Origin of the sequence: Hymenobacter monticola (assembly GCF_022811645.1) — a bacterium.
Classification (GTDB): Bacteria; Bacteroidota; Bacteroidia; order Cytophagales; family Hymenobacteraceae; genus Hymenobacter; species Hymenobacter monticola.
Genome location: NZ_CP094534.1, coordinates 1,215,383 through 1,242,376, shown reverse-complemented (window position 1 = coordinate 1,242,376; position 26,994 = coordinate 1,215,383). Strand labels below are relative to the sequence as shown.

The 26,994-nt window shown below is 62.5% G+C and carries 13 protein-coding genes; 9 read left to right on the top strand and 4 right to left on the bottom strand.

What is annotated here, in order from left to right:
- Positions 1-33 precede the first annotated feature (33 nt).
- The 7 genes from MTP16_RS05260 (at position 34) to MTP16_RS05230 (ending at position 16,165) form a co-directional block, all read left to right on the top strand.
- Entirely contained in the window at positions 34-2,160 is a 2,127-nt protein-coding gene (locus tag MTP16_RS05260) for a LysM peptidoglycan-binding domain-containing protein (protein ID WP_243516521.1), read from the top strand.
- Positions 2,161-2,426: 266 nt separating this feature from the next.
- Complete coding sequence (locus tag MTP16_RS05255; RefSeq protein ID WP_243516518.1) at positions 2,427-2,843, top strand: hypothetical protein; 417 nt, start codon at positions 2,427-2,429, stop codon at positions 2,841-2,843.
- A gap of 155 nt (positions 2,844-2,998) precedes the next feature.
- Positions 2,999-5,269 carry an NADP-dependent malic enzyme gene (locus tag MTP16_RS05250; protein ID WP_243516516.1) on the top strand — a complete coding sequence of 757 codons (2,271 nt, stop codon included), beginning with the start codon at positions 2,999-3,001 and terminating at the stop codon, positions 5,267-5,269.
- A gap of 269 nt (positions 5,270-5,538) precedes the next feature.
- Entirely contained in the window at positions 5,539-6,144 is a 606-nt protein-coding gene (ruvA, locus tag MTP16_RS05245; protein WP_243516514.1) for a Holliday junction branch migration protein RuvA, read from the top strand.
- Positions 6,145-6,382: 238 nt separating this feature from the next.
- Positions 6,383-13,861, top strand: coding sequence for a T9SS outer membrane translocon Sov/SprA (gene sov, locus MTP16_RS05240; protein ID WP_243516511.1), 7,479 nt, complete (start codon positions 6,383-6,385; stop codon positions 13,859-13,861).
- Positions 13,862-13,954: 93 nt separating this feature from the next.
- On the top strand, positions 13,955-14,335 hold the full coding sequence (gene gcvH, locus MTP16_RS05235) for a glycine cleavage system protein GcvH (RefSeq protein WP_243516509.1): 381 nt from the start codon (positions 13,955-13,957) through the stop codon (positions 14,333-14,335).
- 63 nt (positions 14,336-14,398) lie between these two features.
- Positions 14,399-16,165, top strand: a complete 1,767-nt coding sequence (locus MTP16_RS05230; protein WP_243516507.1) for a VanZ family protein — start codon at positions 14,399-14,401, stop codon at positions 16,163-16,165.
- 48 nt (positions 16,166-16,213) lie between these two features.
- On the opposite strand, the gene MTP16_RS05225 is transcribed toward MTP16_RS05230, so the two are convergent.
- Both MTP16_RS05225 and MTP16_RS05220 read right to left on the bottom strand, forming a co-directional pair.
- A complete protein-coding gene (locus tag MTP16_RS05225) occupies positions 16,214-16,750 on the bottom strand; it encodes a hypothetical protein (protein ID WP_196287479.1) in 537 nt (178 codons plus the stop codon).
- 337 nt (positions 16,751-17,087) lie between these two features.
- Positions 17,088-17,987, bottom strand: coding sequence for a YicC/YloC family endoribonuclease (locus tag MTP16_RS05220; RefSeq protein WP_243516505.1), 900 nt, complete (start codon positions 17,985-17,987; stop codon positions 17,088-17,090).
- A 205-nt stretch (positions 17,988-18,192) separates the two neighbouring features.
- On the opposite strand from MTP16_RS05220, the gene MTP16_RS05215 reads away from it, so the two are divergent.
- Positions 18,193-18,648, top strand: coding sequence for an energy transducer TonB (locus MTP16_RS05215; RefSeq protein ID WP_243516503.1), 456 nt, complete (start codon positions 18,193-18,195; stop codon positions 18,646-18,648).
- Between the two features lie 200 nt (positions 18,649-18,848).
- Here the strand turns inward: MTP16_RS05215 and MTP16_RS05210 are convergent, their stop codons facing one another.
- Together MTP16_RS05210 and MTP16_RS05205 are read right to left on the bottom strand one after the other, a co-directional pair.
- Positions 18,849-20,276, bottom strand: a complete 1,428-nt coding sequence (locus tag MTP16_RS05210; protein WP_243516501.1) for a cell shape-determining protein MreB — start codon at positions 20,274-20,276, stop codon at positions 18,849-18,851.
- Between the two features lie 97 nt (positions 20,277-20,373).
- Complete coding sequence (locus tag MTP16_RS05205; protein ID WP_243516500.1) at positions 20,374-23,253, bottom strand: TonB-dependent receptor; 2,880 nt, start codon at positions 23,251-23,253, stop codon at positions 20,374-20,376.
- A gap of 220 nt (positions 23,254-23,473) precedes the next feature.
- On the opposite strand from MTP16_RS05205, the gene MTP16_RS05200 reads away from it, so the two are divergent.
- Complete coding sequence (locus MTP16_RS05200; protein ID WP_243516499.1) at positions 23,474-26,926, top strand: TonB-dependent receptor; 3,453 nt, start codon at positions 23,474-23,476, stop codon at positions 26,924-26,926.
- Positions 26,927-26,994: the final 68 nt, after the last annotated feature.

The following is a 26,994-nucleotide window of genomic DNA, read 5'->3' as shown; positions in this document are numbered from 1 at the left end:
AGTGCTATGAAGCAAGGGATTAAGCACGCAAAAATGCTCCGCCATCGCCGCCGCTGGCTGGGCCTGGGGCTGCTGGGGCTGCTGTTGCCCCTGCCCAAAGCCATGGCCCAGCAGGTGCCGGCGTCGGACTCGACCGGCCAGATAAGCACCACGCTGCCAGCGCTGTTGGGCGATACCGTGCGGGTGCGCCTGGAGCTGCAACCCGACTCGCTGGTGGCCGCGCCCGTGCAGGTCGACTCGGCCCGGCTGCAGTGGCTGCGCACCCCGCCCACCCTGCGCGACCTAGTGTGCGACCGGGTGGGCTGCTTCGAAACCGACGTGCCCCACCAGTTCAACAACGCGGTGATGGCCTACGTGACCCTGTTCACGGCCCGCAACCGCAGCTACCTGCAGCGCGTGCTGGAGCGCGAAAACCTCTATTTCCCGCTCTTTGAGAAGTACCTCGCCAAGTACAACCTGCCCACCGACCTGAAGTACCTGGCCGTGGTGGAGTCGGCCCTGATTCCGACGGCCAAGTCGCCGGTGGGCGCCACCGGCCTCTGGCAGTTTATGGGCCCCACGGCCGGCGACCTGCGCCTGGTGCGCGACGAGTGGATTGACGAGCGCATGGCCCCCGAAAAGGCCACCGAGGCTGCCTGCAAGCACCTGCGCTACCTCTACGGCGTGTTTCACGACTGGGAGCTGGTGCTGGCCGCCTACAACTGGGGCGCGGGCAGCGTGCAGCGCGTGATGCGCCGCACCGGCAAAAAGACCTTCTGGGACCTATACCCGCACATGCCCGCCGAAACGCGCAACTACGTGCCCACCTTCACGGCCATCATGTACAGTATGAAGTACGCCGAGGCCCACGGCCTGCGCACCGACAAGCTGCGCTACCAATACGCCGAGGCCATGGACACGCTGGGCCTGCGCGGCCGCGCCTTCGACCTGCGCCGCCTGAGCCGCGCCTGCGGCTACGAGGATTCCCTGTTTCTCACCCGCTTCAACCCCGAGCTGCGGCGCGCGGCCCTGCCCGCCGGCTACCGCTCCTACGTGGTGCGGTTTCCGGCCTCGGCGGCGGAGCATCTGGGCGATGTCGACCGCAACACCTTGCTGGACTACTGCCAGCCCACGGCCGAGCTGCCGCGCCCGCTGGCCGCGCTGCCGCCCCGTCTGGAAGGCGTGGAGCCCTGGGTGAGCAAGCAGCTGCTGGCCGCCACCGATGGCCCGCGGGCCAGGGATGAGGCGGCTGCGCCCCGTTTCCGGCGGGTGCCGCACAAGGTGAAGAAAGGCGAAACGCTAGCCAGCTTGGCCGAGCGGTTTGAGGTGAGCCAAAGCCAGCTGCGCCGCTGGAACGAGCTACCCAAAGGCAAGGCCCTCAAGCCGGGCAAGCAGCTGGTCATTTTCGTGCCCCTGCCCACGGCCGCCCCCAGCACGCCCAAAGCGCCGGTGGAAGCCATTGCCGCCGCGCCGCGCCCAGTGCGTCCGCTGGTTTCGGCCGAGGAGGCTTTAGCCCGCAAAGAGCAGGCCGACGCCAATGCCCGGGAAGTGACCCGGGTGCAGGAACTGATTAAGCAGGAAAAGCAGCAGGAAGCCCGGCTGGTAGCCATTCGGCAGCGGCAGGCTATTCAGCAAGCCGCGGCGGAAGCCCAGGCCCGCGTGGCCGCCCGCCGTCTGGCCCAGACGCAAGCCGCCGAGGCCAGGCGCAACGAAGCCAAAGCCGCTGTGGCCGCAGAGCCGGAAGTGGCCGTCGAAACTGCTCCGGGAGCGGAAGAAACGCCCAACAATGGGCCCTACACCGTGCGCCGGGGCGATAACCTGACCAAGCTGGCCCGCGAGCACGGCGTGAGCGTGGCGCAACTGGTGGCCTGGAACAAGCTGCCTTCCGAAAATGTGACCATGGGCCAGCGGCTGGAGTTCAGCGCGCCGGCCGAGGTGGAAGCCGTAGCTGAAGCGCCGCGCAAGCATGCCAAGCCGGCGGCGAAGGAAGTAGCTGCCGCGCCCAAAGCCACGCTGAGCAAGCACGACCTGGCCTCCAAAGTGCATTTGGTGCAGCCCGGCGACACGCTGTTCAACATTTCGCGCCGGTTTGGGGTGAGCGTGCAGCAGCTTCGCGAAGTCAACCACCTCACTTCTGACGAGGTGAAGCTGGGCCAAAAGCTGCTGGTGCCGCAGAGTTAAGTAAAGCTAACTTTTTATTGAGCCGCCGGGAACTATTTGCGGGAAGTGGCACACGGCTTGCAAACAGCCAGGAGACTCATCTTTTTCTGCAAAATATGAAAACGCTTACTGCCCTTTTCCTGACAGTTGTACTAGCCACGGGTTGTTCCAAAAAAGACGCTGACCCTCAACCTTTCGTCCCGGCTGTGAAGGCTGAAATGACACGCACGTTCACTTTCCCAACTAGCAGTAACTTCGATTCCGGGCTGACCTATACCCAGAATTCCATGAAGCTCATTGGCCGGCAAGACGCCAAGGAAATGCTATTGGCTTTCGATGTGCCCGAGGGCAACGACTTCATTTCTTTCACCATTCCAAATTCGGCGCTTACGCCTAATTTGCTGGGGACGTATCTGGTGCGCGACCGGCAGGGTAGTGCCGGAGCGGTGGCCGAAACGCAGTACAACTACACCATCCTGCATGTGCCGGGCGCAACCAGCGGCCAGCTCTACTTCAGCCGCAACAATGCCATGCTGGGCAAAGTGGAGATTACGGCCTACGACAGCCAACGCCGGCTGCTGGCCGGCTCGTTTGAGATGGTCATGAACGGAGTGAACGACCCCCGCGAGCGTTACCCTTCTACCACTCCGGCGCAGTGCAACGTGAAAGTAACCGGCAAGTTTGAGAACCTGAAACTGGAATAGCGCCGCGCTGCAATCCAGTTCGCTAAGACCCGGGCCGGTGCTGGTTCGGGTCTTTTTTTGCGGGAAACCAAGCGGGCCGCAGTAATTTCGGGAGATTAAGCCGGACCTTGTGGGCGGAACCGCTCCGTGCTTTTCTTCTGATTTTGTAATTCCCGATGCTGAAAATAAACAAGCAAGACGCCCTCAACTACCACTCGCAGGAGCCCGCTGGTAAGATTGAGGTCATCCCCACCAAGCCGGTAAGCACCCAACTCGACCTGGCCCTGGCCTACTCGCCCGGCGTGGCCGAGCCCTGCAAGGAAATCGCCGCCAACCCCGACGACGTGTACAAATACACCGCCAAGGGCAACCTGGTGGCCGTTATTTCGAATGGCACAGCCGTGCTGGGGCTGGGCAACATCGGCCCCGCCGCCAGCAAGCCAGTGATGGAAGGCAAAGGCGTGCTCTTCAAGAAGTTCGCCGGTATCGATTGCTTCGATATTGAGATTGACGCCACCGACCCCGACGAGTTTATCAAGATTGTGAAGTCGCTGGAGCCTACCTTCGGCGGCATCAACCTGGAAGACATCAAGGCGCCGGAGTGCTTCCGCATCGAGACGGAGCTGCGCGAGAAGATGAACATCCCGCTGATGCACGACGACCAGCACGGCACGGCCATCATCTCGTCGGCCGCCCTGTTGAACGCGCTGGAAGTGGTGGGCAAGAAAATTGAGGACGTGCGCATGGTGGTGAGCGGAGCGGGCGCGGCGGCTGTGTCGTGCCTGCGGCTGTACCTGGCGCTGGGCCTGAAAAAGGAAAACGTGGTGGTGTTCGACAAGGACGGCCTCATCCACGACCGGCGCACCAACCTGGCGCCCATTCAGATGCAGTTTGCCACCAGCCGCGCCGTGAACAACCTAGAGGAGGCTATGCAGGACGCCGACGTGTTTCTGGGCCTTTCGGCGGCCAATGTGCTGCCGGCCGGCCTGCTCTTGCGCATGGCCCCGAACCCTATCGTGTTTGCCCTGGCCAACCCCGACCCCGAGGTGAGCTACCAGCTGGCCATGGCCACGCGCGACGACCTCATCATGGCCACCGGCCGCTCCGACCACCCCAACCAGGTGAACAACGTGCTGGGTTTCCCCTACATCTTCCGGGGGGCCATGGACGTGCGCGCCACCGAAATCAACGAGGCCATGAAGCTGGCGGCGGTGCACGCCCTGGCCGAGCTCAGCAAGGAGCCCGTGCCCGAGATGGTGAACAAAGCCTACGGCGACAACACGCTGGCCTTTGGTCGCACCTACCTCATTCCTAAGCCCCTCGACCCGCGCCTCATCACCAGCATCAGCCCGGCCGTGGCCCGGGCGGCCATGGAAAGCGGTGTGGCCAAGGCGCCCATCGAAGACTGGGCCGCCTACGAAGACCACCTGCGCGCCCGCCTCGGCGTGAACCAGAAGCTGATGAACCGCATCACCTCGGCAGCCAAGGCCAACCCCAAGCGGGTGGTGTTTGCCGAAGCCGACAACTACAAGATTCTCAAAGCCGCCCAGATTCTGCGCGACGAGGGCGTGTGCTGGCCCATTCTGCTGGGGCCGCAGGAAAAGATTGAAGCCATTGCCCGTGAGAACAGCGTGGACCTGGAAGGTTGTGAAATCATCAACATCCTGAAGCAGGACGCCAAGCGCGACGAGTACGCCAACCTACTGTACCAGAAGCGCCAGCGCCGGGGCATGACCCTCTACGAAGGCCGCCGCCTGATGCGGGAGCGCAACTACTTCGCCGCCATGATGGTGGAAACCGGCGAGGCCGACGCCTGCATCACCGGCCTCACCAAAGACTACGGCAAGAGCATCATTCCCTCGCTGCAGGTCATTGGCACCGAAGAAGGCGTGCGTCGCGTGGCTTCCATGTACATCATTCAGCACAAGAAAGGACCGTATTTCTTTGCCGATACCACGGTGAACATTAACCCCACGGCCGAGGAAATGGTGGAGATTATTGGCCTCACGGCCCGCGCGGTGCGCTTCTTCGACACCGCGCCGCGCATTGCCGTCATCAGCTACTCCAACTTCGGCTCCAACGCCGGCGTGCTGCCCGAAAAGACCCGCAAAGCCACGGAGCTGGCCAAAGCCCGCTTCCCCAATCTGCTGATTGACGGTGAGATGCAGGCCAACGTGGCCCTGAGTCCGGCCTTGTTACAGGAGCACTACGGCTTCTCGCCCCTGGCCGAGAAAGGCGCCAACACGCTGGTGTTTCCGAACGTGGAGTCGGGCAACATTGCCTACAAGGTGCTACAGGAAATCGGCGGTGCCGAGGTGATTGGGCCCGTGCTCATGGGCATGCGCAAGCCGGTGCACATCCTGCAGCTCGGCGCCAGCGTGCGCGACATCGTGAACATGGCCTCCATCGCGGTGGTGGATGCGCAGATGGGCAGCAAGGCGCTGTAGTCTTTAGCTCATAAGAGAGCGTCATGCCGAGCGCAGCCGAGGCATCTCGCCAGTGGTGGTAAACCCTTTCGATTGGATTACTATCACAGGCGAGATGCCTCGGCTGCGCTCGGCATGACGTTCTTTTTCATTTGCTTTCAGCCGCTTCACAACTTCTTCATTTCGCCCAAAATTTTTGGCCGAAAAGCCAGTAAATTTGGGAGGGAAAACCCCCTTGCTGGTGTTGACCCGCTACCGAAGCGCTTTTTCCGTTTCTCCTTTCCCGCTTTATGATTGCCTACCTCGACGGTAAACTTGCCTACAAAGACGCCACGCTGGCCATTGTTGATATTCTAGGCGTGGGCTATGAAGTCCGCATTTCGCTGGCCACTTTCTCCAAGCTGCCGGCGGAGGGCGAAGCCACCAAAATCTATACTTACCAGCACATCAAGGAAGACGGCCAAACCTTGTACGGCTTCCTGGACCCCAACGAGAAAGCGCTGTTTCTGCAGCTGATTTCGGTGTCGGGCATTGGGCCGGGCACGGGCATTGTGATGGTGAGCAGCATGAGCGTGGGCGAAATCCGCGATGCCATTGTGCACGAAAATGTGCGGGCCATTCAGGCCATCAAGGGCGTGGGCCCGAAAACGGCCCAGCGCGTGATTTTGGAGCTAAAAGACAAGCTGCGCAAGGACGAACTGCTGGCCAAAGCCGGCGTGGACACGGTGCCGCTGGCCCGCCAGCACAATACGCGGCGCGCCGAAGCGTTGCAGGCGCTGGTGACCCTCGGCTTTGCGCGGGCCGCTGCCGAGAAGCAGTTGGACCAGATTCAGCAGAAGCACGGCGGGGAGCTGAGCGTGGAGGAATTGATTAAATTTGCTTTGAAGTCGCATTAGGTCCGGACCGTTTTTAGCTGTTAGCCAGCAGCTTTTGGCTGCTAGCTAGCTGCTCCTGCGCCTGCAGTGGCGCAGTGGGCGGGCCCAATTTTTGCTTCATCGTTTGAAGAGCTACCAGAGAGAGTACCGCCGGTATCTTACCGGCTAACAGCTAACAGCTTAGGGTAAATTGCGCCCTTGGCTTCATCACTTATCCTGCTTGAAATCCGGTCAGAAGTTACTCCCCGCGTCGGTAGTTGTGGTTGCGTCGTTGCTGACGTGGTGGGCCCAGGCCTCGCCCACGGCTGCGCCACGCCTCGGCCGCCTGTGGCTGCGCGCCAGCCGGGCCCTGGCCCAGGACACCCCGCGTCCGCGCGGCGCGGTGGCCGATACCACGGGCCCTTATAAGGCCAGCAAGCGCCCCCGCGTGCGGGCCCAGGACCGGCCGGGTAGCCCTTTCGGGCCGCACCGCCGCGAATCGCCGCTGGTGCTGCCTTTGCCTAAGAACGTAAAACTGGGCGTCACGGTTGACGACAGCCTGCAAAATGTGCAGGTGCAGGAAAAAATTGGGCCCGACATCGACTACCGCGACCCCAGCGCGCTCAGCTACAAGCAGTACGAGGAGTACCAGCGGCGCCAGGCCGTGGCCGATTATTACCGGCAAAAGGCCAAAGGCGGCGTGACCGGTCCGGCCGCCGCGCCGGGCAGCGCGCAGGCTCAGCGCCTGATTCCCAAGATTTACCTCGGCCCCATTGCCAACCGCATTTTTGGGGGCAGCTACGTGGATATCCGACCGGCGGGCTCCGTCACGCTCAAGTTTGGCGCGCGCTTCAACAAAAACGAAAACCCGGCCCTGACCTTGCGCCAGCAGAGCGTGGGCGACTTCTTGTTTGAGCAGAACATCAACGTCAACCTGACGGGCGCCATCGGCACCAAGCTCAAGCTGGTGTTCAACTACGACACCAAGGCCTCGTTCGACTTCGACAACCAGATGAAGTTCGACTACGCGGGCGAGGAAACCGACATCATCCGGAAGGTGGATTTGGGCAACGTGAGCTTGCCGCTGACCAACTCGCTGGTGCAGGGCGGGCAGAACCTGTTCGGCATCAAGACGCAGCTGCAGTTTGGGCGGCTGGGCGTGACGGCCGTGGCCGCCACCGTGCGCGGCACCGCCGACGAGGTGCGCATCCAGAACGGGGCGCAGAGCCGGCAGTACGAAATCAAGGCCAGCCAGTACGAGAAGGACCGGCACTTTTTCCTGTCGCAGTTTTTCCGCGACCGGTACGACCAAGCCCTGCGCAACCTGCCTACCATCCAGAGCGGCGTGACCATCAACCGCCTGGAAGTGTACGTGACCAACGACAACCGCACCACCGAAAGCCTGCGCAACGTGGTGACGCTGATGGACCTGGCCGAGCCGTTCCGCCTATACCGGGACAGGTACAGCCTCGGGGGCAAAACCGTGCAGACGCCGGCCGACAACAACGCCAACTCGCTGTTTACGGCCGTAGCCGGTGCGGGCGGCACCCGCGACAACCTGGGGGTAGACAACTACCTGCAGGGCGCGCAGGGCCTGGCCAAGAACATTGATTTTGAACGGGTGCGCGCCCGCAAGCTCGACACCCGCGAATACACCTTCAACGCCCAGCTGGGCTACCTCTCGCTGAACACGGCCCTGCTGCCCGACCAGGTGCTGGGCGTGAGCTACGAGTACATCTACAACGGCCAAACCTACAAGGTGGGCGAGCTGGCGGGCGGTGAAGGCGGCAGCGTGGGCCCCGACCAGGTGCTCTTTCTGAAGATGCTGCGCGCCAGCAACCCAGGCGTGGGCCTGGCCGACCCCGCCAACAACCCGCAGAACCCCAACCTGCAGACCCGCAACACGCCGACCTGGGATTTGATGATGAAAAACATCTATCCCCTGAACGCCTCGCAGCTGCAGCGCGACAACTTCCAGCTGCAAATCATTTACAAGGACGACGCGACGGGCGTCGACCTGATTTCGCTGAAGGAAGGGGCCAGAATCACGAACCGGCCGCTGATTGAGGTGCTGAACCTCGACCACGTGAACTCAAACAACGACAAGCTGCCCGATGGCAACTTCGACTATTTCCCGGGCGTGACCATCGACCCGGAGCTGGGCAAAATCATCTTCCCCAACGTGCAGCCCTTCGGCAACTTCCTGCAAACGCAGTTTGTGGGCGAGCCCGACTTGATTACCAAGTACGTTTACCAGGAGCTGTACAACCAGACGCAGAGCGACGCCCAGCAGGTGCAGGAGAAGGACAAGTTCTTCCTGCGCGGGCGCTTCCAGGGCGGCTCCAGCTCCGACGAAATCAACCTGCCGGGCATCGGCATTGCCCAAGGCTCGGTGCGCGTTACATCGGGCTCGACGCTCCTGACCGAGGGCGTGGACTACCAGGTGTTCTACGACCAGGCCAAGGTAAAAATCCTAAACCCGGCCTACCTGAACTCGGCTAACGAGCTGCGCGTGAGCTTCGAGAAAAACGCGCTGGTGCAGGTGCAGCCGCGCCGGCTGGTGGGCACCCGCCTCGACTACAAGCTGAACAACGACGTGACCCTTGGCGGCACGGTGCTGCACCTGCTCGAAAACCAGGCCCCGGGCATCAACCGCGTGAACATTGGCGACGAGCCGGGCAACAACACCCTCATTGGGCTGGACGGCGCCATCCGGAAAGACAGCCGGGTGCTGACCAAGTACCTCGACATGCTGCCCTTCGTGTCAACGAAGGAGATTTCGACCATTGCCTTCAGCGGGGAGTTTGCCAAGCTGCTGCCGGGCCGCTCGCAGCTGGGCAACGGCGAGAACGGCGTGTCGTACGTCGACGACTTTGAAAATGCGCGCACGCCCTACACACTGGGCGGCCTGGCCAGCATTCCGGCCTGGCGCCTGGCCAGCACGCCGCTGCCCATCCAGGGCAGCACGGCCGTGGGCCTGCCCTACAACTACCAGCGCGCCAAACTGGCCTGGTACACCATCGACCAGAGCTATTACACCGGCGGCCCCAACGTGCCGGGCAATATCGGCGCCACCGACCTGACCAACCACTACGTGCGCGGGGTGCGGCGCGACGAGGTGTTTCCGAACAAGGACCTGGGCTCGACGGGCAACGGGTTTGAGTACACGTTCGACTTGGCCTACTACCCCAGGGAGCGGGGGGCTTATAACTATAATCCGAACGTGAGCTCTGATGGTAAGTTCCTGAACCCGGGCACGCCCCAGGCGCAGGATGCCGCTAGCCGCAACAACTTTGGGGGGGTGAGCCGGGCCATTACTTTCGACACCGACTTCGACAACGCCAACATCGAATACCTGGAGTTTTGGATGATGGACCCGTTCATCGACACGCCCAACGGCGTGGTGCAAGACCCCGACAACCCCAATGCCGGGCCCAACAAGACGGGCGGTGAGCTGATTGTGAACCTGGGCAACGTGAGCGAAGACGTGCTGAAGGACGGCAGCCAGTACGAGTTCGAGAACGGCCTGCCCGTGACGGACGACCCGCAGGACATTGCCGCCACCACCAACACCACGCCCTACGGCCTGGTGACGCGCCAGCAGTTTCTGACCGATGCGTTTAACGCGGCGCCCGGCGCCCGGCAGCGGCAGGACGTGGGCCTCGACGGCCTGAACAACGACGGCGAGCGCGCCAAGGCGGCCGCCTTGGCGCCCCAGGTGGGCTACGGCCCGGCCTACCAGAACCTGCCCGACCCCTCGGCCGACGACTTCCGCCACCACCTCGACCCGAGCTACGACCAAACCAACACCAAGCTGCTGGGCCGCTACAAAAACTACGACGGCTACGAGGGCAACTCGCCCGAGAACAGCCAGCTCAGCTCGACGGCTTACCCCGACAAAGAAGACCTGAACCGCGACAACGTGGTGCAGGACGTGGAGCGCTACTACGAGTACCGCATGCGCCTGGACCCGGGCCAGCTGGACGTGGGCTCGAACTACATCATCGACAAGGTGACGACCACCGTCAACAACGACCCGGTGACGTGGTACCAGTTCCGCATTCCGATTCGGGACGGCTACACGGCCGTGCGCGGAAACAACAACCAGCCGTTCGGCTTCAAGTCCATCCGCTTCCTGCGCATGTACATGACGCAGTGGTCGCAGCCGGTGGTGCTGCGCATGGTGCAGCCGCAGTTTGTGGCCAACCAGTGGCGCCGCTTCAACTACCGCATCGTGGATAACAGCCCGGGCACGGTGCTGTGCGGCAACTGCCTGACCGATGCCGACGCCTTCAACATCTCGACGGTGAGCGTGGAGGAAAACGGCATTGCCGTGGCCAGTGGCAACACGCCCAAGATTCCGTACGTGTCGCCGCCCGGCATCCGGCGCGACAAGGAGTACGGCAGCAGCAGCACCTCGCGCCTGCAAAACGAGCAGAGCCTGCGTCTGGCCGTGGTGAACCTGCGCGACGGCTACGCCAAGGCGGCTTACAAAAACCTGGCCATCAACATGCTGCGCTACAAGCGCCTGCGCATGTTCCTGCACGGCGACACCGAAGACCGCACTACCCTTAGCGGCGACACCCGTGCCTTCCTGCGCATCGGCACCGACTACACCCAGAACTACTACGAGTATTCGCTGCCGCTGCAGCTCACCGACATCAACCAGGTCACGGGCACGGAAGAAGACAAGGCCAACCAGGTGTGGCCCGAAGCCAACCGCATCGACGTGTCGTTTCAGGACTTCATCGACGCCAAGGCCAAGCGCAACCAGAGCAGCACCCCGCCCAACGTGGCCTACACCGTGACGCTGGCCAACGGCGCCACCATCACGGTGGTGGGCAACCCCGACTTCTCGGCCGTGCAGGGCGTGATGATTGGCGTGCTGAACCCCTTCAACGACGACGCCAACCCCAGCACCTCCTCGAAGACGGTGAACCTGTGGGCCGACGAATTCCGGGTGTTCGATTTCGAGCAGCAGGCCGGCTACGCCGCCACCGCCCGCCTGAACGTGAAGCTGGCCGACGTGGCCAACGTAACGGCCACGGGCAGCTTCACCAGCGTGGGCTTCGGCGGCCTGCAGGACAAGGTGCAGCAGCGCTCCGTCGACGACGTGCTGCGCGGCGACCTGAATGCCACCGTGGCGGCCGAGAAGTTTCTGCCGCCCCAGCTGAACGTGCGCCTGCCGGTGCTGCTGCAAGTGGGCCAGGAAACCCGCACGCCCCTCTACGACCCCCTGGACCCCGACACCAAGCTGGAGCAGAGCCTGCTGAAGTTCAACAAAGGCAGCGACGCGGAAAACGCGGCGGCCAAGGCCGAGTACCGCAAAAAGGTCATCGACCAAACCACCAGCCGCAGCATCTCGGTGCTGAACGCGCGCAAGGAGCGCGCCCAGCCCAAGCCCGGCGCGCCCCTGGCCAAGCCCAAGCCCTGGGACCTGGAAAACATCGCGCTGAGCTACTCGCTGACCGACCGCCTGCACACCGACATCCGGACCGACCGTGACTACACCAAGGCCTACACCGCGGCCGTGGCCTACGTGTACCAGACCACGCCCAAGAACTACACGCCGCTGGCCGGCTTCAAGGCCCTGGACAACCCGTACCTGAAGATTTTCAAGGAAATCAACTTCACGCCGCTGCCCTCGCGCTTCTCGTTCCGCACCGACATCGACCGGCGCTACAACGAGCGGTTTCTGCAGCGCATTCTGAACCCGGGCGAGGTGCCCAGCACCGAGGGCATTGCGCCCCTCATCCAGAAGTCGTTCTACATCAGCCGGATTTACGACCTGAAGTGGGACCTGACCAAGAGCCTGATTTTCGACTATACCGCCACCAACCGGGGCGTGGTGGACGAGGGCCCGGGCCGCACCATTGGGGTGAGCGACGAGGCCGTGCGCAACCGCGAGCAGGTGCAGCAAAACCTGCTGCGCGGCGGCCGCACCACCAACTTCACCCAAACGGCCGCGCTGACCTACCGCCTGCCCCTCGACAAGTTCCCGCTCACCGACTGGCTGAGCGCCGACACCCGCTACTCGGCCAACTACAACTGGCAGGCCGCCTCGCGCGGGCAGCGGGCGCTGCTGCGCCCCACCGACCCCACCGATACGACCACCTATGAACTCAACCTGGGCAACACGATTCAAAACAACGCCGAGCTGAGCGCCAACGGCAAGATTGATTTGGTGAAGCTCTACAACAAGGTGAAGTTTCTCAACATCATCAATAACGCCCCGCCGCCCAGCGCCAAACCCCGCGGCGGCGCGGCGCAGGCCCCGGCCGACACCACCCGCGAGAAAAACCGCTTCGTGAAAGCCGTGCTGCGCTCGCTGATGACGGCCCGCTCCATCAACTTCACCTACAACCGCTCCAACGGCACGCTGCTGCCCGGCTACCTGCCCAAAACCAAAGTGTTCGGCCTCGACGAGACGCTGACGGCCCCGGGCATTCCGTTCATCCTGGGCAAGCAGTATGCCTTGGATGATTTGTATGAAAGAGCCCGCGACAACGGCTGGTACACCGACCAGAGCCAGTACCTCAACTCGGCCCTCAGCTCGCTGCTGACCGAAACCCTGACGCTGCGCACCACCCTGGAGCCCTTCCGCGACTTCAACATTCAGGTGGATGCGCGCCGGCAGCTGGCCCGCAACAACGAGTCGTATTACCGCCGGCAGGTAGACGAAAACACCCTGGAACCGCTCAATATTATTTCGCAGCAGTCGCTCGGTTCGGGCTCGTTCAGCACGTCCACCGTCACCATCCAAACCTTGTTTGGCGACCTGGGGGCCAACGGCGAGACGTCGGCCGCCTTCAACCAGTTTGTGAAAAACCGGAAAATCGTGCAGGAGCAGCTTTCGGGCAGTCCCGAGGCGAACCCTCTCGGCAGGCTCAATGGCTACGGCTATAATTCGCAGGCCGTGCTTATCCAGAGCTTTAACGATGCCTACCACGGCAAGTCGTCGGATGGCTACACGGCCAAGAAATATAACCCCTTTGCCATGCTGCCGCTGCCCAACTGGCGCGTCGACTATAATGGCTTTGCCCAGCTGCCGCTCGTCAAGCGCTATTTCAGCTCCTTCACCCTCAACCACGCCTATTCTTCGCTCTACAACCTGGGCAGCTACACCACCTCGAACCTATACACCAAAGAGCCGGATTTTGCCACGAAAATCGATGATAAGAGCAACCAGATTATCAAACAGTACATCCCGTACTACATCGTGAACCAAGTGAGCATTGTGGAACGCCTGTCGCCGCTCATCGGGGTCAATTTCCAGACGGTGAACAAGGTAACCGGCCGCCTGGAGTACCGCACCGACCGTTCGGTGGTGCTGAATACCACCAACGCCCAGGTAACCGAGCTGCACACCAACGAAATCGTGGTGGGCTTCGGCTACGCCACCAACAGCCTGAAGCTGCCCTTCCGGGTGGGTGGCGAGCAGCGCGTGCTGAAAAATAACCTCACGGCCCGCCTCGACCTCAGCATCCGCGACAACATCACGGTGCAGCGCAGCATCAACAACTCCTACGACCCCGGCAACAACCAGAACCAGGTTCCCAACGTGGGCACCCCGACGAGCACCATCACCAACGGCTCGAAAACCATGCAGCTGCGCCCCACCGTGGACTACCTGCTGAACACGCGCCTGAACCTGCAGTTCTACTACAGCCAGACCATCACCACGCCGCGCATCAGCAACGCCTTCCGCAACTCCAACACCGAGGCCGGCGTGCAGCTGCGCTACAGCTTGGCGCAGTAGGGCGGGTGAGTGGATTGGTGGGTTGGCGGAGTTCGCTGCGTACTTTTGACCGGCAAATCCACTACTCCACCAATCCACTCACCCCACCATCTTATGAACCTGCCCGCCACCCTGCACTACACCAAGGACCACGAATGGATTCGCGTTGAAGGCGACGTTGCCTACGTGGGCATCACCGACCACGCCCAGAAAGAGCTCGGCGACATTGTGTACGTCGACATCGACACCCTCGACAAAGAAGTGGCCCAGCACGAGGTGTTCGGCACGGTGGAAGCCGTGAAGACGGTTTCGGACTTGTTCAGCCCCATCACCGGCACGGTGCTGGAAGTGAACGACAAGCTGAGCGACGCCCCCGAAACCGTGAACTCGGACCCCTACGGCGACGGCTGGATGGTGAAAATTGCCATCGCCAACCCCGCCGAGCTCGCCGAGCTGCTGACCGCCGAAGCCTACGGCGAGCTGGTGGGCGCCTAAAAAAGCTAGCACCGTTTTGGCTAGGGCGCGGCAATGCCATTTGTTTCTTTGCCCCCCAACCCCTTGCCTGCTTCCCCCCGTCCCTATTTCGGCTTGCCCTTGGTCTGGGCCGCCGTCGTGCTGGTGCTCACCCTGACACCGGCCAAAGAAATGCCGCGCACGCCCGTGTGGGAGCTGCTGTCGTTCGACACAGCGGCCCACGCGGGCGTGTTTTTCGTACTGGCCGGCCTGGGCTGGTTTTCGCTGCACCGGCAGCGCCGCTGGCCCCGGCTGGCCCGCCACGCCGGCCTGGCCGTGTTGGCCGCCAGCATCGCCTTCGGCGCCCTGATTGAAGTACTGCAAATGACCATGCGCCTCGGCCGCCACGGCGAGTGGAGCGACTTGCTGAGCGACGGCATTGGGGCCGTGCTCGCCGTGGTGCTGGCTGCCTGGTGGAGCCGGCGGCAAAAGCGTCAAACAAGCGCCGTTGCGCAGGCCGTGGCCGCGCTGGTGGCCGGCGCCATGCTGAGTGCCAGCCCGGCGCCCGCCCAAAACCTGCCACGTGTCCGCGCCACCATCAAGAAGCTGGCGTCGCCTGAGCTGCACGGCCGCGGCTACGTGAAGCAGGGCGAGCACGAGGCCGCCGCCTACCTGCGCGAGCGGCTGCGCGGGCTGAAGCTGGCCCCGTTGGCACCCAACTTTACGCAGCCTTTCACGCTGGATGTAAACACCTTTCCGGGCGAAGTGGCGGCCGGCATTCAGGCCGATGGCAGCGCCTTGGCCACGGCGTGGCGGGCCGGTACCGCCTGCATTGCCGCTCCTAATTCTGCGGCCGGCAACGTGAAAGCCCGCATCTTCCTGCTCGACACGCTGGTGTTCACCAAAGCCACGGTGCAGGCCCGCTACCTGCTGGTGCCCTGGAGCAAGCGCGTGCTCCTCCTACGCGCCGCCGATGCTGCCCGCCTGCACCTGCTGCCGTCGCTGCTGCAGCAGCGCCTCAACTCTGCCGCCGCCATGATAACCGTGGTACCCAAGCTCACGGCCTCGCTGGCCGCCGAGCAGGCGCCGCAGCCCCGCGTGGAAGTGCTGGCCGAAAAAGTGCCGCTGTGGCTCGACAAAGCCATTTTTGGCGATACGGCCACCGGTGCGGCCAAGGGCCACACCGTGTGGGGCACCGTGCGGGTAGGGGCAAAGCTGGAGGCCAGGTACCAGACCCAGAACCTGGCCGCCGTGGTGCGCGGTACCGCTCAGCCCGACTCCTTCCTCGTTGTATCGGCCCACTACGACCACCTGGGCATGATGGGCCCCAAAGCCTACTTCCCTGGCGCTAACGACAACGCCAGCGGTGTGGCCCTGCTCCTGGAGCTGGCTGCTTACTACGCTCGCCCCGAAAATCGCCCGGCGTACTCCGTTGTGTTCCTGCTCTTCGGGGCTGAGGAGGCCGGCTTGGTTGGCTCTAACTACTTTGTGACGTACCCGCTCATTCCGCTCAAAAGCATCAAATTCCTCGTCAACCTCGACCTACTTGGTACCGGCGAGCAGGGCGCCACGGTGGTGAATGGCCGCGTGTTTGAGGCGCCTTATAAGCGGTTGGTGGCGTTGAATGATGCACACCGCTACTTACCTGCGCTTGCGCCTCGGGGCAAGGCCGCCAACTCCGACCATTACCCCTTTTCCGAGGCCGGGGTGCCTGCCTTTTTCATTTATACCCGTGGCGGCAGCACGGCCTACCACGACGTGAACGACCAGCCGGCCGCGCTGTCGCTGGTTGGCTTCGCGGGGGCTTTCGGGCTGGTTCGGGACTTTTTAAACGAGGAAGGGGCCGCGCCTCGTGCAAAAAAAAGCCGGTAGCCGAACCTGCGTTCAACTACCGGCTTTGCTGCTAAGAGCTAGTGGCTCCTAGCCTTTGGCTTTCAGCGAGAGCATGATTTGCTTGGCGATGGGCTCCCACTCGGGCTTCTGGCGGTCGGCGCAGTTGAAGGTGCAAATCATGAGCTTGCCTTCCACATCGGTGAAAAACACCAGCGTGTACACCTCGTGACCCATTTCAGGCTTCATGAATTCGAGGTAGCCCACCTTGCGGTTGTTGATGTTCTTCACGCCGTCGCCAAACCAGGTGGCGTCTTTGTACTGCTTGTGGTAGGTCTTGCCAAACGAAGCCGAGTAAATGTCGACCATGTCCTGGTCGGCGTCGTTGTCGGAATAATTGAAGGCGAGGCTCACCAGGTTGTTGTTGGTGAAAATGACGCTGGGGCGGCTCTGGGCTTTGGCGTAGGCAAAGTCCATCTGCTGCTCGGTCATTACCTCGAAGCCCTTGGGAATCAGGATTTCCACCCGCTCGCTGAGCACGCGCTTCTTCACCAACTCGATTTCGGATGCGGGACGCGCGGCCATCAACAGCACTCCCAGAATACAGAGTAAAAATGTAGATTTCATATTAATTGGGAATAGAGGTGGGTAACGAAACGCTATTTGAGTACCCAAGTTAGATACAATAATGAGATATCCAACTTTGGTGCCACAAATATTGCTTTATTTTTTGTAAACTCAGTGGTTGAGCTTACTGCGGTTCTAATAACGTGCTAAGGTTCTATAGGTTGCCGACAGTGTGGTAGGTTAAGCTTTTTAAAAATGAATCCAATTGAAAAGCGCTATTTTGTGTTTGTTGGATTGTAAAATTTGTAAGTATAATCCTATTTATGGTCTTTTTTTCGCCCAAGCAGGGTCCTCGCCCGACCAACGAAGTTGTAGCCACACCGAGCGAAAATCTCAGCTAAAGAATGTTGTTGAGCTGCTCTTTTATTTTTTCCAGTTCCTCCTTCATGCCCACCACCAAGTGCTGCACGGTAGCGTCGTTGGCCTTGGAGCCGATGGTGTTGATTTCGCGGCCGATTTCCTGGGCCAGGAAGCCCAGCTTCTTGCCCACGGCCTCATCGGGCTGGTGCACGGCCTGTTCAAAATAGGCGAGGTGGGCGGCCAGGCGCACCTTCTCTTCGGCAATGTCGAGCTTCTCGATGTAGTAGAGCACCTCCTGCTCGAAGCGGGTTTCGTTGAAGTGCTCGTGGCTGGTGAGCTCGGCCAGGTGGCCGGCCAGGCGTTGGCGCACGTGCTCGATGCGGGCGGGGTCGTGCACCTCCACGGCCGCCAGCTGCTGGCGAATGGTGGCCACGTAGCCCAGGATTTCGGCGGTGAGGGTGCTGCCCTCGTCGTGCCGGAACTGCTGCATGGCGGCCAGCGCCTCCGTCAGCAGGGGCTGCAGCTCAGCCCAGGCAATTTCCTCGGCGGCGGGCTCGGCCTCGCGCATCTCGGAGGCCGTGGGGATGACGCCCGGCAGGCGCAGCGCGGCGGCGAAGGTTTCTTCGCCAGCGGTTACGCCCAGGCTTTGGGCCAGTTCTTTCAGCTCCTGAAAAGCAGCCAGGAAGGCTTCTTTGTTGAGGGTGGTGGCGGCGCGGGCGGCGGCAGGGCGCACAAAATCGAGGTTGAGGTTGACCTTGCCGCGCAACAGGGCTTTGGCCACGGCGTTGCGGATTTCCAGCTCGTGCGGCATCAGGAAGCGGGGCAGGCGCAGGGTCAGGTCCAGGGTTTTGGAATTGACGGAGCGAAGCTCGACAGTGGCCGTGTAGGTGTCGGTTTCGCGGTGGGCCTGGCCGAAGCCGGTCATGGAAATGAGCATGGGAGCAAAGGCTGAATGGAGGCTGCAAAGGAACGAAGCAAACCGCCGGCCGGTGAAGCACTAATGCAGTGGCTGCAACTGCCTCGGTACGGGCAATGCCGCGCGGCAGTAGTCGGTAATAAAACCGTGACGAAAGCATAATTGCCGGGCTTACTGCGTGGCTAAAGCGGCCCGGTAGCTTTGCCGGAGCAATAATTATATCGCCGTGTTAGCTAAAATAACCTTTATTCTGACGGGTGGTGTGCTGCTGCTGGCTGCCTCCGCCGCACACGCTCAAATGGCCAGCCGCACGGCCGTGCCCGTCCCAGGCCCCGCAACCACAGAGGCTCCGGCCGCTGCCCCCGCTGTGCTCACCTACGCCGATGAGATGCCCACTTACCCCGGCGGTGAAGCAGCCATGTACCAATTTCTGGCGAAGAAAATTGTCTACCCCGCCACCGCCAACCAGCAAAACCTGTCGGGCACGGTGTATGTGCGCTTTGTAGTGGATGAGCAGGGCCGCATCCGCGATGCGGAAGTGGCCAAAGGCTGCGGCCACGGCTTCGACGAGGAGGCCCTGCGCGTGGTGCGCCTCATGCCCTGGTGGACGCCCGGGCGCGTGGCCGGGCGGCCGGTGCGGGTGCAGCGCACGCTGCCGATTATTTTCCGGCTGAGTAAGTAGGCCTGGGCAAGCTCACAAATCACCTGTCATCCTGAGCGCAGCGAAGGACCGTCTCACGGTTCATCAATTACCGTTCTCACGTGAAAGGCTCTTCGCTACGCTCAGAATGACAGGCGGTTTGAGTTTCTGAAAAGGAAACAGCCGACGCAAAAAAGGCTCCCCGAAGCGGGGAGCCTTTTTTGTGGCAGGCATGGAGAGGTTTAGTACGCCGTATTCTGCGGGTCGAAGTTGGTCCAGCCCTGGGTCCAGTTGTCGGTGCCGTTGAAAGCGCCGCGGAAGGTGCCTTGGGTGAAGAAGGCGTCGGACGCTTTGCCAGTGAATACGGCGCCCGTCAGCAGCGACGAGCTGCTTTGCAGCAGGAAGTTCGGGGCGCTCAGGTTGAAGTTGTTGGTGTTGAGGCCGAGCGTACTCAGGTTGGCACCCGTCACCACCGAGTTGTTTTTGCCCGAAGCGTTGAACCAGCCCTGCACGTCGGCATCGGTGAAGGCGCCGGTGCCGGTACCGTTGGCCGAGCGCAAAGGTGTGTTGTTGTTGGCCAGCACGATGCCGGCTAGGTTCAAGCCACCGGCCTGGGCGTTGGCCCAGGTGGTGGTGCCGTCGAGGCGCAGGCCTTCCGGCTGCCCCACAAACACGGAGTTGTAGACGCTGGTGGAGGTGTTGCGGCGCAGGTGCAGGGCCGACTGATACGAGCCGCTGCCCGACTGCTGCGTGGTAACGGGGGCGCCCGCCGTCACGAACACGCTCATGTTGCTGAACACCGGCGCGGTCAGGGGCAGGCCGTCGTTGGTGCCGTTGGCCGGGGTGCCGGGGTTGAAGTTGTCGGACTCGAATCCGTTGGAGCCGGACTGGTCGGCGTACTGCGGGTCGCGCAGCGAAACGCCGTACTGAATTTTGCCGGTGAAACCGTAGTCGGTGTCGAAATCATCGTCCCAGTTGCGGAAGGCCACCAGGTGCTTGGCGTTCGCGGTGCCGCCGAACCATTCAAAGGCGTCGTCGCCGGAATACGAAACCTGGATGTAGTCCAGCGTCGTGCCCGAGCCCACGCCGTACAGCGTCAGGCCGTTGATTTCGCTGTTGGGGTCGGTGGAGAGGGGCACGCCGGCGTACTCGATGCGGGCGTACTTGAGGATGCCGGAGTTGTCGGCCGCGTTGGTGCCACCGAACAGGCTGCGAATGCCGCCTTCGGGCAAGAAGGTCAGGGCGCGGTTGGTGGGCGCGGCGCCCACCAGCACCACGCCGCCCCAGTCGCCGTAGTTGCGGCTGCCGGGCGCCTTGGCCGAGGTGAAGATGATGGGGTTGTTTTGGGTGCCCTCGGCCATGATTTTGGCGCCGCGCTCGATGATGAGCGTGCCCTTGGTGGCCTGGTCGCCGAAAATCTTGGTGCCGGCCGGAATGGTCAGCGTGTTGCCGCTGGTCACGTACACGTTGCCTTGCAGCAGGTACTTCTCGTTGGCGCTCAGCGTGCGGTTGCTCGTAATCTCCCCGGTCAGAATAACCCGGCCCGCGCTGTCGGTCGGCCCGCTGGGCGTGGGGGGCGTGGGGCCGTTGTCGTTGTTGTCTTCGCAGCTGCTCAGGGCGGCGGCCATGCTCAGCAGGCCCAGAAGCATCAGTTTCGGAAAGCGTTTCATACGAATTATTGGGGTGAAATGAGGACGTGAGGAGCAAGGCAGCCCCGGCTGGGGCCGCAGAAAAGCTTGCGGGAAAAGAGGAGAGAAGGTGGAAGGCTTACCAGGTGTAAGTCACTCCGAGCGTGCTGTAGGAGCCGCGGCGGAACTCGCGCACCGTCTGGTCGGTGCTGTTGTACTTGAGGTTGCGGTCCGAGTCCTGCGTCAGCTTCACGGGCTGGTTGAAGAGGTCCTGCAAGGCGGCGCGCAGCTCCCAGTGCTTGGCCATGCGCTGGGTGACCACCAGGTCCACCACGTGGCGCGGGGCCTCGAACAGGGTGGGGTTGTCGATGTTGCCCACGGCGAAGATGCGCGGGCCGGCCACGTTGTAGAGGGCGCTGATTTGGGTGCCTTTTTCCTCGTTGGCGTAGTAGGCGCCCAGGTTGATGAGGTAGGGCGACTGGCTTTGCAGGGGGCGGCGCTGCGTCTGGGTGTCGCTCACGTTGGTGGGCGTCACCTGCCCGCTGTTGTCGGGCACGTTTACCATGGAGCCCAGGTCCACGCGGCTCACGATGTAGGAGGCGTTGCCCACCAGTGAGAAGCGCCGCAGCCAGTCGGCCCCGCCCAGCGAGCCCAGCGACTTGCGCACCTCGGCTTCCACGCCGTAGTTCATGGCCGACGTCGTGTTCACGAAGGCGTAGTTGAGGCTGTTCACGCCCCCGGCCGTGGTCAGCAGATAGCTCTCGATGGGGTTGTTGAAGTGCTTATAGAAGGCGCCCAGCGTGATGAGCTCGCCGGTGGTGGGGTACAGCTCCCAGCGCAAATCCAGGTTTTGCACCTTGGCCGTGCGCAGGTCGTAATTGCCCTGGATGTTGGCGTTCAGGTTGAAGTCGTAGAAGCGGAAGGGGGCCAGCTCGCGGAACTCGGGCCGGTTGATGGTGTAGGCGTAGGCCGCGCGCACCAGCATCTTGTCGGTCAGGTTGTAGCTCAGGTTCAGCGAGGGCAGCGGGCTCAGCAGCCCACGGCCGCCCCGCACGGTCTGGCCCGAAAGCAGCTGGCTGCTCACGCGCTGGTCGTTGTACTCGGCCCGGAAGCCGGCCGTGCCCGTGAACTTGCCCAGCGGTACCGTTACGCTGGCATAGGCCGCGGCCAGGGAGTTGTAGGCGGTGTAGGAGTTGCTCGGGTCGAAGGATTCGGCCAGGGTGAAGCCGCCGTTCATGCCGGTCAGGTTTGTCGGGGCAAATACCTGGTCGATGGATTGGTTGCGGATGCCGCTGGTGTTGCCCACGCTCTGGTAGCCAAAAAAGCGGGCGTCGAAGGTGCGGTCCTTGCGCTCGGCGTAGAGGCCGGCCTTCAGGCGCAGCCCGCCTTCGCGGTTGGCCGAGTCCTTGCGCAGCACGTGGTCCAGGTTCAGGGCCACGGTTTCCACCCGCTCGTTGAGCTTGGAGAAGTAGCGGCCGGCATCGGTCAGGCTGGGCGCGGCCGGCAGGGCCAGGCCGAAGGGGGCCGGCTGGCCGTCGGTGCCCATCGCGCCGATGGGGCGGATGTAGCGGGCCCGGCGCCAGTCGGGCTCGGTGCGGTACGTCGAGGAAAAGCCGCCCACCCAGTTGATGGTCGTCTTGTCGTTGGCCAGTTCGTGGTTGCCGATGAGCTGGCCGGAGTAGATGCTGCGGCTCTCAAACCGCTCCGAAAAGCCGCGCACGTCGTTGCTGCTCTGGGTGATGTCTTGGCCGTTGCGCTGCACCGTTTCAGCGTTGCCCAGCTGGTTGAACAGGTTTTTGAATTCCAGGGTGTTGCGGCCGTTCAGGCGCAGCCAGAAGTTCTGCACCACGCCCAGGCGCACCTCGTTGTTGTATACCCGGTCGTTGTAGAACGAAGCCACCTGGTTGCGGTCGGTGCCGTTTTCGAAGAACGTCAGGTTGGTCGTGTTGGCCTGCTGGTAGTTGCCGTAGTTAAGGCTGGTGAGCGTGCCCACCGGCTTGCCGCCCAGCTCGAAGCGGCGGCCCATGTTGAAGGAGAGGCGCAGGTCGGGCGCCGCCTTAAGCGTGCTGATGCCCCAGCGGTTGGGCAGCTGGCGGGCCAGGGTGGCGCGGGTGGCCGCCGGGTAGTCGGTGGCCAGGGTGAAGGGCCAGTTGGCGGGAATGGTGCGCTTGCCGCTGTTGAAACCCAGCCAGTCGTACTTGCCGCCCTCGGCCTTCTGCACGTCCTGAAAGGTGGTGCCGTCGCGGAAGCCGCCCAGGATGCTCAGGTTGGTGAAGTTCTCCTCCGGCGCGCGCTTGGTGTACACCTTGATGACGCCGCCGGCGAAGTCGCCCGGCAGCTCGGCCGAGCCCGACTTGAAAATCAGCATCCGGTCAATGACGCTGCTCGGAATCATGTCGAAGGCAAAGGCCCGCGTATCTACTTCCGAGCTGGGAGTCATCACGTCGTTCAGCATCACGGCGTTGTAGCGTTGGGTGAGGCCGCGCACCAGCACGAAGCGGTTATCCTGAATGCTGACGCCCGGCACGCGGCGGGCAATCTGGGCCGCGTCGCGGTCCTGCGACTTCACAATCTGCTCCGAAGAAACGCCCACCGCCACCAGCTGGGCGTTGCGCACCTCCGAAATCACCGCGATTTCGGTGTTGGTGCGGCGCATGGCCGTCACCACCACCTCGTCGAGGGCGGCTTCCGAGCTTTTGAGCAGGGTGTTTACCAGTACCACCTTGCCCGCGGCCACATCGAGGCCGGGCAGGCTTTTGTTGGTGTAGCCCACCGAGCTGATGCGCAGGGCGCGGGGGCCGGCCGGCACGCCGCCGATGCTGAAGGCCCCGTCCAGGTCGGTGGCGGTGCCAATGGAGGTGCCCTCGATGCTGACGCTGGCGCCAATAACGGGCTCGTTGGTTTGCTGGTCGCGCACGGTGCCGCGCACGGTGCCGGTCGTTTGGGCGAAGGCGGCAGTGCTGAAAAATAAGCTCAGCAATGCGATAACTAAATGCCGGTAATCAAAAGTGTTTTCCATTCGGGCAGCAAAACTACCCAGATGAAGTTTCGGTGAAGTTGCCGCTGAATTACCAAATAATTAACGGCCCGAGAACTGCCCAAAAAGCGGGTTTTTGAAGGCTAATGTTACCGACAGGTTATGGCAAAAAGTGAAATACAACAATTCGGAAACGCACCCGACGGTGAGGCCGCCCCAATGCCGCCGGACCTTTGCAGCGTTAATCAACAACCTCATTATTATGTCGATTCGACAAACATTTACGCAGTTGTTTTTCCTGGTGCTGTTGGGCTGCTCGCAGCTGGCCATGGCCCAGGTAACCACCTCCGCGCTGGCCGGCAAGGTGACCTCTGACAAAGGCGAAGACCTGATTGGGGTGACGGTGGTGGCCACCAACGTGCCCACCGGCACCAAGCGCGGCACCGGCACCGAAATGGACGGCCGTTTCACCATCCCGAACCTGGCGCCCGGCGGACCCTACTCCGTGACGGTGACCTACGTAGGCTTCAAGGAGCAGAAAGTTGACAACGTATTCCTGACCCTGGGCAATACCACCCGCCTCAACTTCGTGCTGGTGACCGAAACCCAGCAGCTGAACGAAGTGGTGGTGACCGGCAACACCCAAGCCACCAAAACCGGCGCCGGCACCAACGTGGGCTCGGCCGCCATTCAGCAGCTGCCCACCATCTCGCGCAGCCTGTCGGACTTCACCCGCCTCGACCCGCGCAACTCGAACGGCTCGTTCGCGGGCAGCTCGTTCCGCTACAACAACGTGACCCTGGACGGGGCCGTGAACAACGACGCCATCGGCTTTTCGCCCTCGCTGGGTGGCCAGAGCGGCACCAGCGGCCTGCCCGGCGGCTCGGCCCGCTCGAACCCGATTTCACTCGATGCCATCCAGGAGATTCAGGCTTCGGTAGCGCCTTACGATGTAAAGCTGGGCAACTTCACGGGTGGCTCGGTGAACGCCGTGACCCGCTCGGGCACCAACGAGTTCACGGGCTCGGTGTACGGCTACGGCCGTAACCAGAACGTGACCGGCCGTAGCATTGACGGCGACCGGGCCCGCATCGGCTCCGACTACCACGACTACCAGACAGGCTTCCGCATCGGCGGGCCGATTATCAAGAACAAGCTGTTCTTCTTTACCAACGCCGAAATTGCCCGCCGCCAGGAGCCGCAGTTCTACGGCGCCGGCACGGCCGGCTCGCCGGTGACGCAGGATTTGGCCCAGGTGATTAGCGCCAAGCTGAACAACTACAACACCGTGACCAGCGACGGCAACGGCGGCGTGGTGCGCAACGCCAACGGCACGCCGGCCCTGAGCACCGCCCGCTACAACGTGGGCGACTACAACGACTACAACATCCACGCGAACAGCAACAAGATTTTCGGCCGTCTCGATTGGAACCTGGACGAGAAAACCAGCATTGCGCTGCGCCACAACTTCATCAAGTCGGAAGCTACTAACCTGGAGCGCTCGGGCAGCCTGTTCAAGTTCGGCTCGCAGGACTACACGCAGCACAACATCCAGAACTCGACGGTACTGGAGGCAAAGAGCAACTTCAACAGCAAGTTCTCGAACAACCTGATTCTGGGCTACACCAACATCCACGACTACCGCGACCTCATCGGCGGGCAGGGCAACCTCTACCCAGCCGTGCAGATTAACGGCGTGGGCACCAGCCTGGGCACGCCCGGCACCGCCACCTACTACGCCGGCTCGAACCAGATTCTGCTAGGTTCGGACCGCGAGGCCAGCATCTTCAACACCCGCCAGCGCACGTTTGAGCTGACCGATAACTTCACCTACTACGTGGGTTCGCACGCCCTCACGCTGGGCACGCACAACGAGTTCTACCACATTGACTACGGCTTCATCAACTCCTGGAACGGCCGCATCGAGTACAACAACGTGAACGACTTCCTGAACGACCGGCCGAGCCGCATCCGCGGTACCTACAACAACGGCACGCAGGGCGACAACTCCTACGCTTACAACTATAACAACCCCTCGGCGGCTTTCAACATCAACTTCTACAGCGCCTACCTGCAGGACGAGTGGAACGTGAACGACCGCCTGAAAATCACGCCCGGCATCCGCTTCGACATCGCTTCGCTGCCCACCAAGCCCACCCTGAACACGGCCCTGGTGAACAACCCGCAGAACGACGCCCGCACCCTGAACCAGACCTACACCCACACGCCCTGGGCCGAGCTGAACAACAACTACCTGGGCCAGGTGCAGTTTTCGCCCCGCCTGGGCTTCAACTACGACGTGAAGGGCGACCAAAGCTTCGTGGTACGCGGCGGCTCGGGCATCTTCACCGGCCGGGTACCCTTTGCCTGGTTCGGCTACGCCTATTACAACAACGGCGTGAACTTTAACTCGGTGGACTACAACAACATTCAGGCTTCGGCGAACACCGGCGTGAAAACCGTGTACCTGAACACCGACCCCAACCTGATTTACGCCCAGCTGCCCGCCGCCAACTACAACGCCGCCAACCCCAAGAACGGCCCCACGGAGGTGAACCTGATTGACAACAACTTCAAGATGCCCAAGGTGTGGCGCTCGTCGCTGGCCCTGGACTTCAAGCTGAAAACCGGCACGCGCTTCTCGGTGGAAGGCCTCTACACCAAGACCTTGCAGGACGTGAAGTTCCAGAACATCAACCTGACCGACAACGTGACCTACCTGGCCAACGGCCCCACCCAGACGCCCGTGTACTCGGCCCCGGCCGGCGGCAGCAACCGCGTGAACTCGGGCTTCTCGAACGCCTTCTTCCTGACCAACACCACCCAGGGCTACCGCTACCAACTCACCGGCTCGGTGGGCCAGACCATTAACAACCTGATTGATGCCTCGGTGGCCTACACCTACGGCAAGAGCTACGACATCAGCAACGGCATCCGCAACTCGCCCCAGAGCAACTGGGAGCTGAACCCGGCCCTGAACGTGAACGACCCGGCCCTGGCCTTCTCCAACTTCGACCTGCGCCACCGCGTGGTGGCTTCCATCAACGTGCACAAAAACTTCGCCCAGCGCTTCACCGGCTACTTCACCTCGGTGCTGACCTACGCCAGCGGCTCGCCCTTCACCTGGACCTACACCAACTACAACTTCGGCAACGGCCAGCAGAACAACGTGCAGCTGGCCTACATCCCGGCCACGGCCGGCGACATCGCCATCGTGAGCCGCGTCGATGACAAGAGCCCCTACCTGCTCGACGCCGCCAAAAACGCCGCCTTCAACAGCTTCGTGGACGGCGACAGCTACCTGAGCACCCGCCGCGGCCAGTACACCGAGCGCAACGCCGGCCGCACCCCCTGGAACAACCAGGCCGATATCCGCCTGATGCTGGAAGCCAAGCTCGGCAGCCTCGAAGCCAACGAGGCGGGCATCGTGCCCAAGGGGCACACCATCCAGATTTCGCTCGACATCATCAACTTCGGCAACCTGCTGAACAGCAGCTGGGGCCGCCAGTACTTCGTGCCCAACACCTTCAACTCGACGCTGGGCACCGGCCTTACGCAGGTGGGCTACATCAACAGCGCCGGCACGGTGGCCAGCGGCTACAACGCCGCCACCTACAACCGCCCGGCCTTCACCTACGGCACCCCCGCCACCTACTCGGTGGACCAGCTGGCCTCGCGCTGGCAGGGGCAGCTGGGGCTGCGGTATTCGTTCTAGCACCTCCGGCCTAGGTTATAAATGGCTTCGGCCCCGGTTCCGCCATTGCGGAGCCGGGGCCGAACTGC

What these genes read in the sequence shown, in the direction of transcription:
- MTP16_RS05260 (WP_243516521.1), top strand. Translation starts at nt 34, where the DNA reads ATGCTCCGCCATCGCCGCCGCTGGCTGGGCCTGGGGCTGCTGGGGCTG.
- MTP16_RS05255 (WP_243516518.1), top strand. Translation starts at nt 2,427, where the DNA reads ATGAAGCTCATTGGCCGGCAAGACGCCAAGGAAATGCTATTGGCTTTC.
- MTP16_RS05250 (WP_243516516.1), top strand. Translation starts at nt 2,999, where the DNA reads ATGCTGAAAATAAACAAGCAAGACGCCCTCAACTACCACTCGCAGGAG.
- ruvA (WP_243516514.1), top strand. Translation starts at nt 5,539, where the DNA reads ATGATTGCCTACCTCGACGGTAAACTTGCCTACAAAGACGCCACGCTG.
- gcvH (WP_243516509.1), top strand. Translation starts at nt 13,955, where the DNA reads ATGAACCTGCCCGCCACCCTGCACTACACCAAGGACCACGAATGGATT.
- MTP16_RS05225 (WP_196287479.1), bottom strand. Translation starts at nt 16,750, where the DNA reads ATGAAATCTACATTTTTACTCTGTATTCTGGGAGTGCTGTTGATGGCC.
- MTP16_RS05220 (WP_243516505.1), bottom strand. Translation starts at nt 17,987, where the DNA reads ATGCTCATTTCCATGACCGGCTTCGGCCAGGCCCACCGCGAAACCGAC.
- MTP16_RS05210 (WP_243516501.1), bottom strand. Translation starts at nt 20,276, where the DNA reads ATGAAACGCTTTCCGAAACTGATGCTTCTGGGCCTGCTGAGCATGGCC.
- MTP16_RS05205 (WP_243516500.1), bottom strand. Translation starts at nt 23,253, where the DNA reads ATGGAAAACACTTTTGATTACCGGCATTTAGTTATCGCATTGCTGAGC.
- MTP16_RS05200 (WP_243516499.1), top strand. Translation starts at nt 23,474, where the DNA reads ATGTCGATTCGACAAACATTTACGCAGTTGTTTTTCCTGGTGCTGTTG.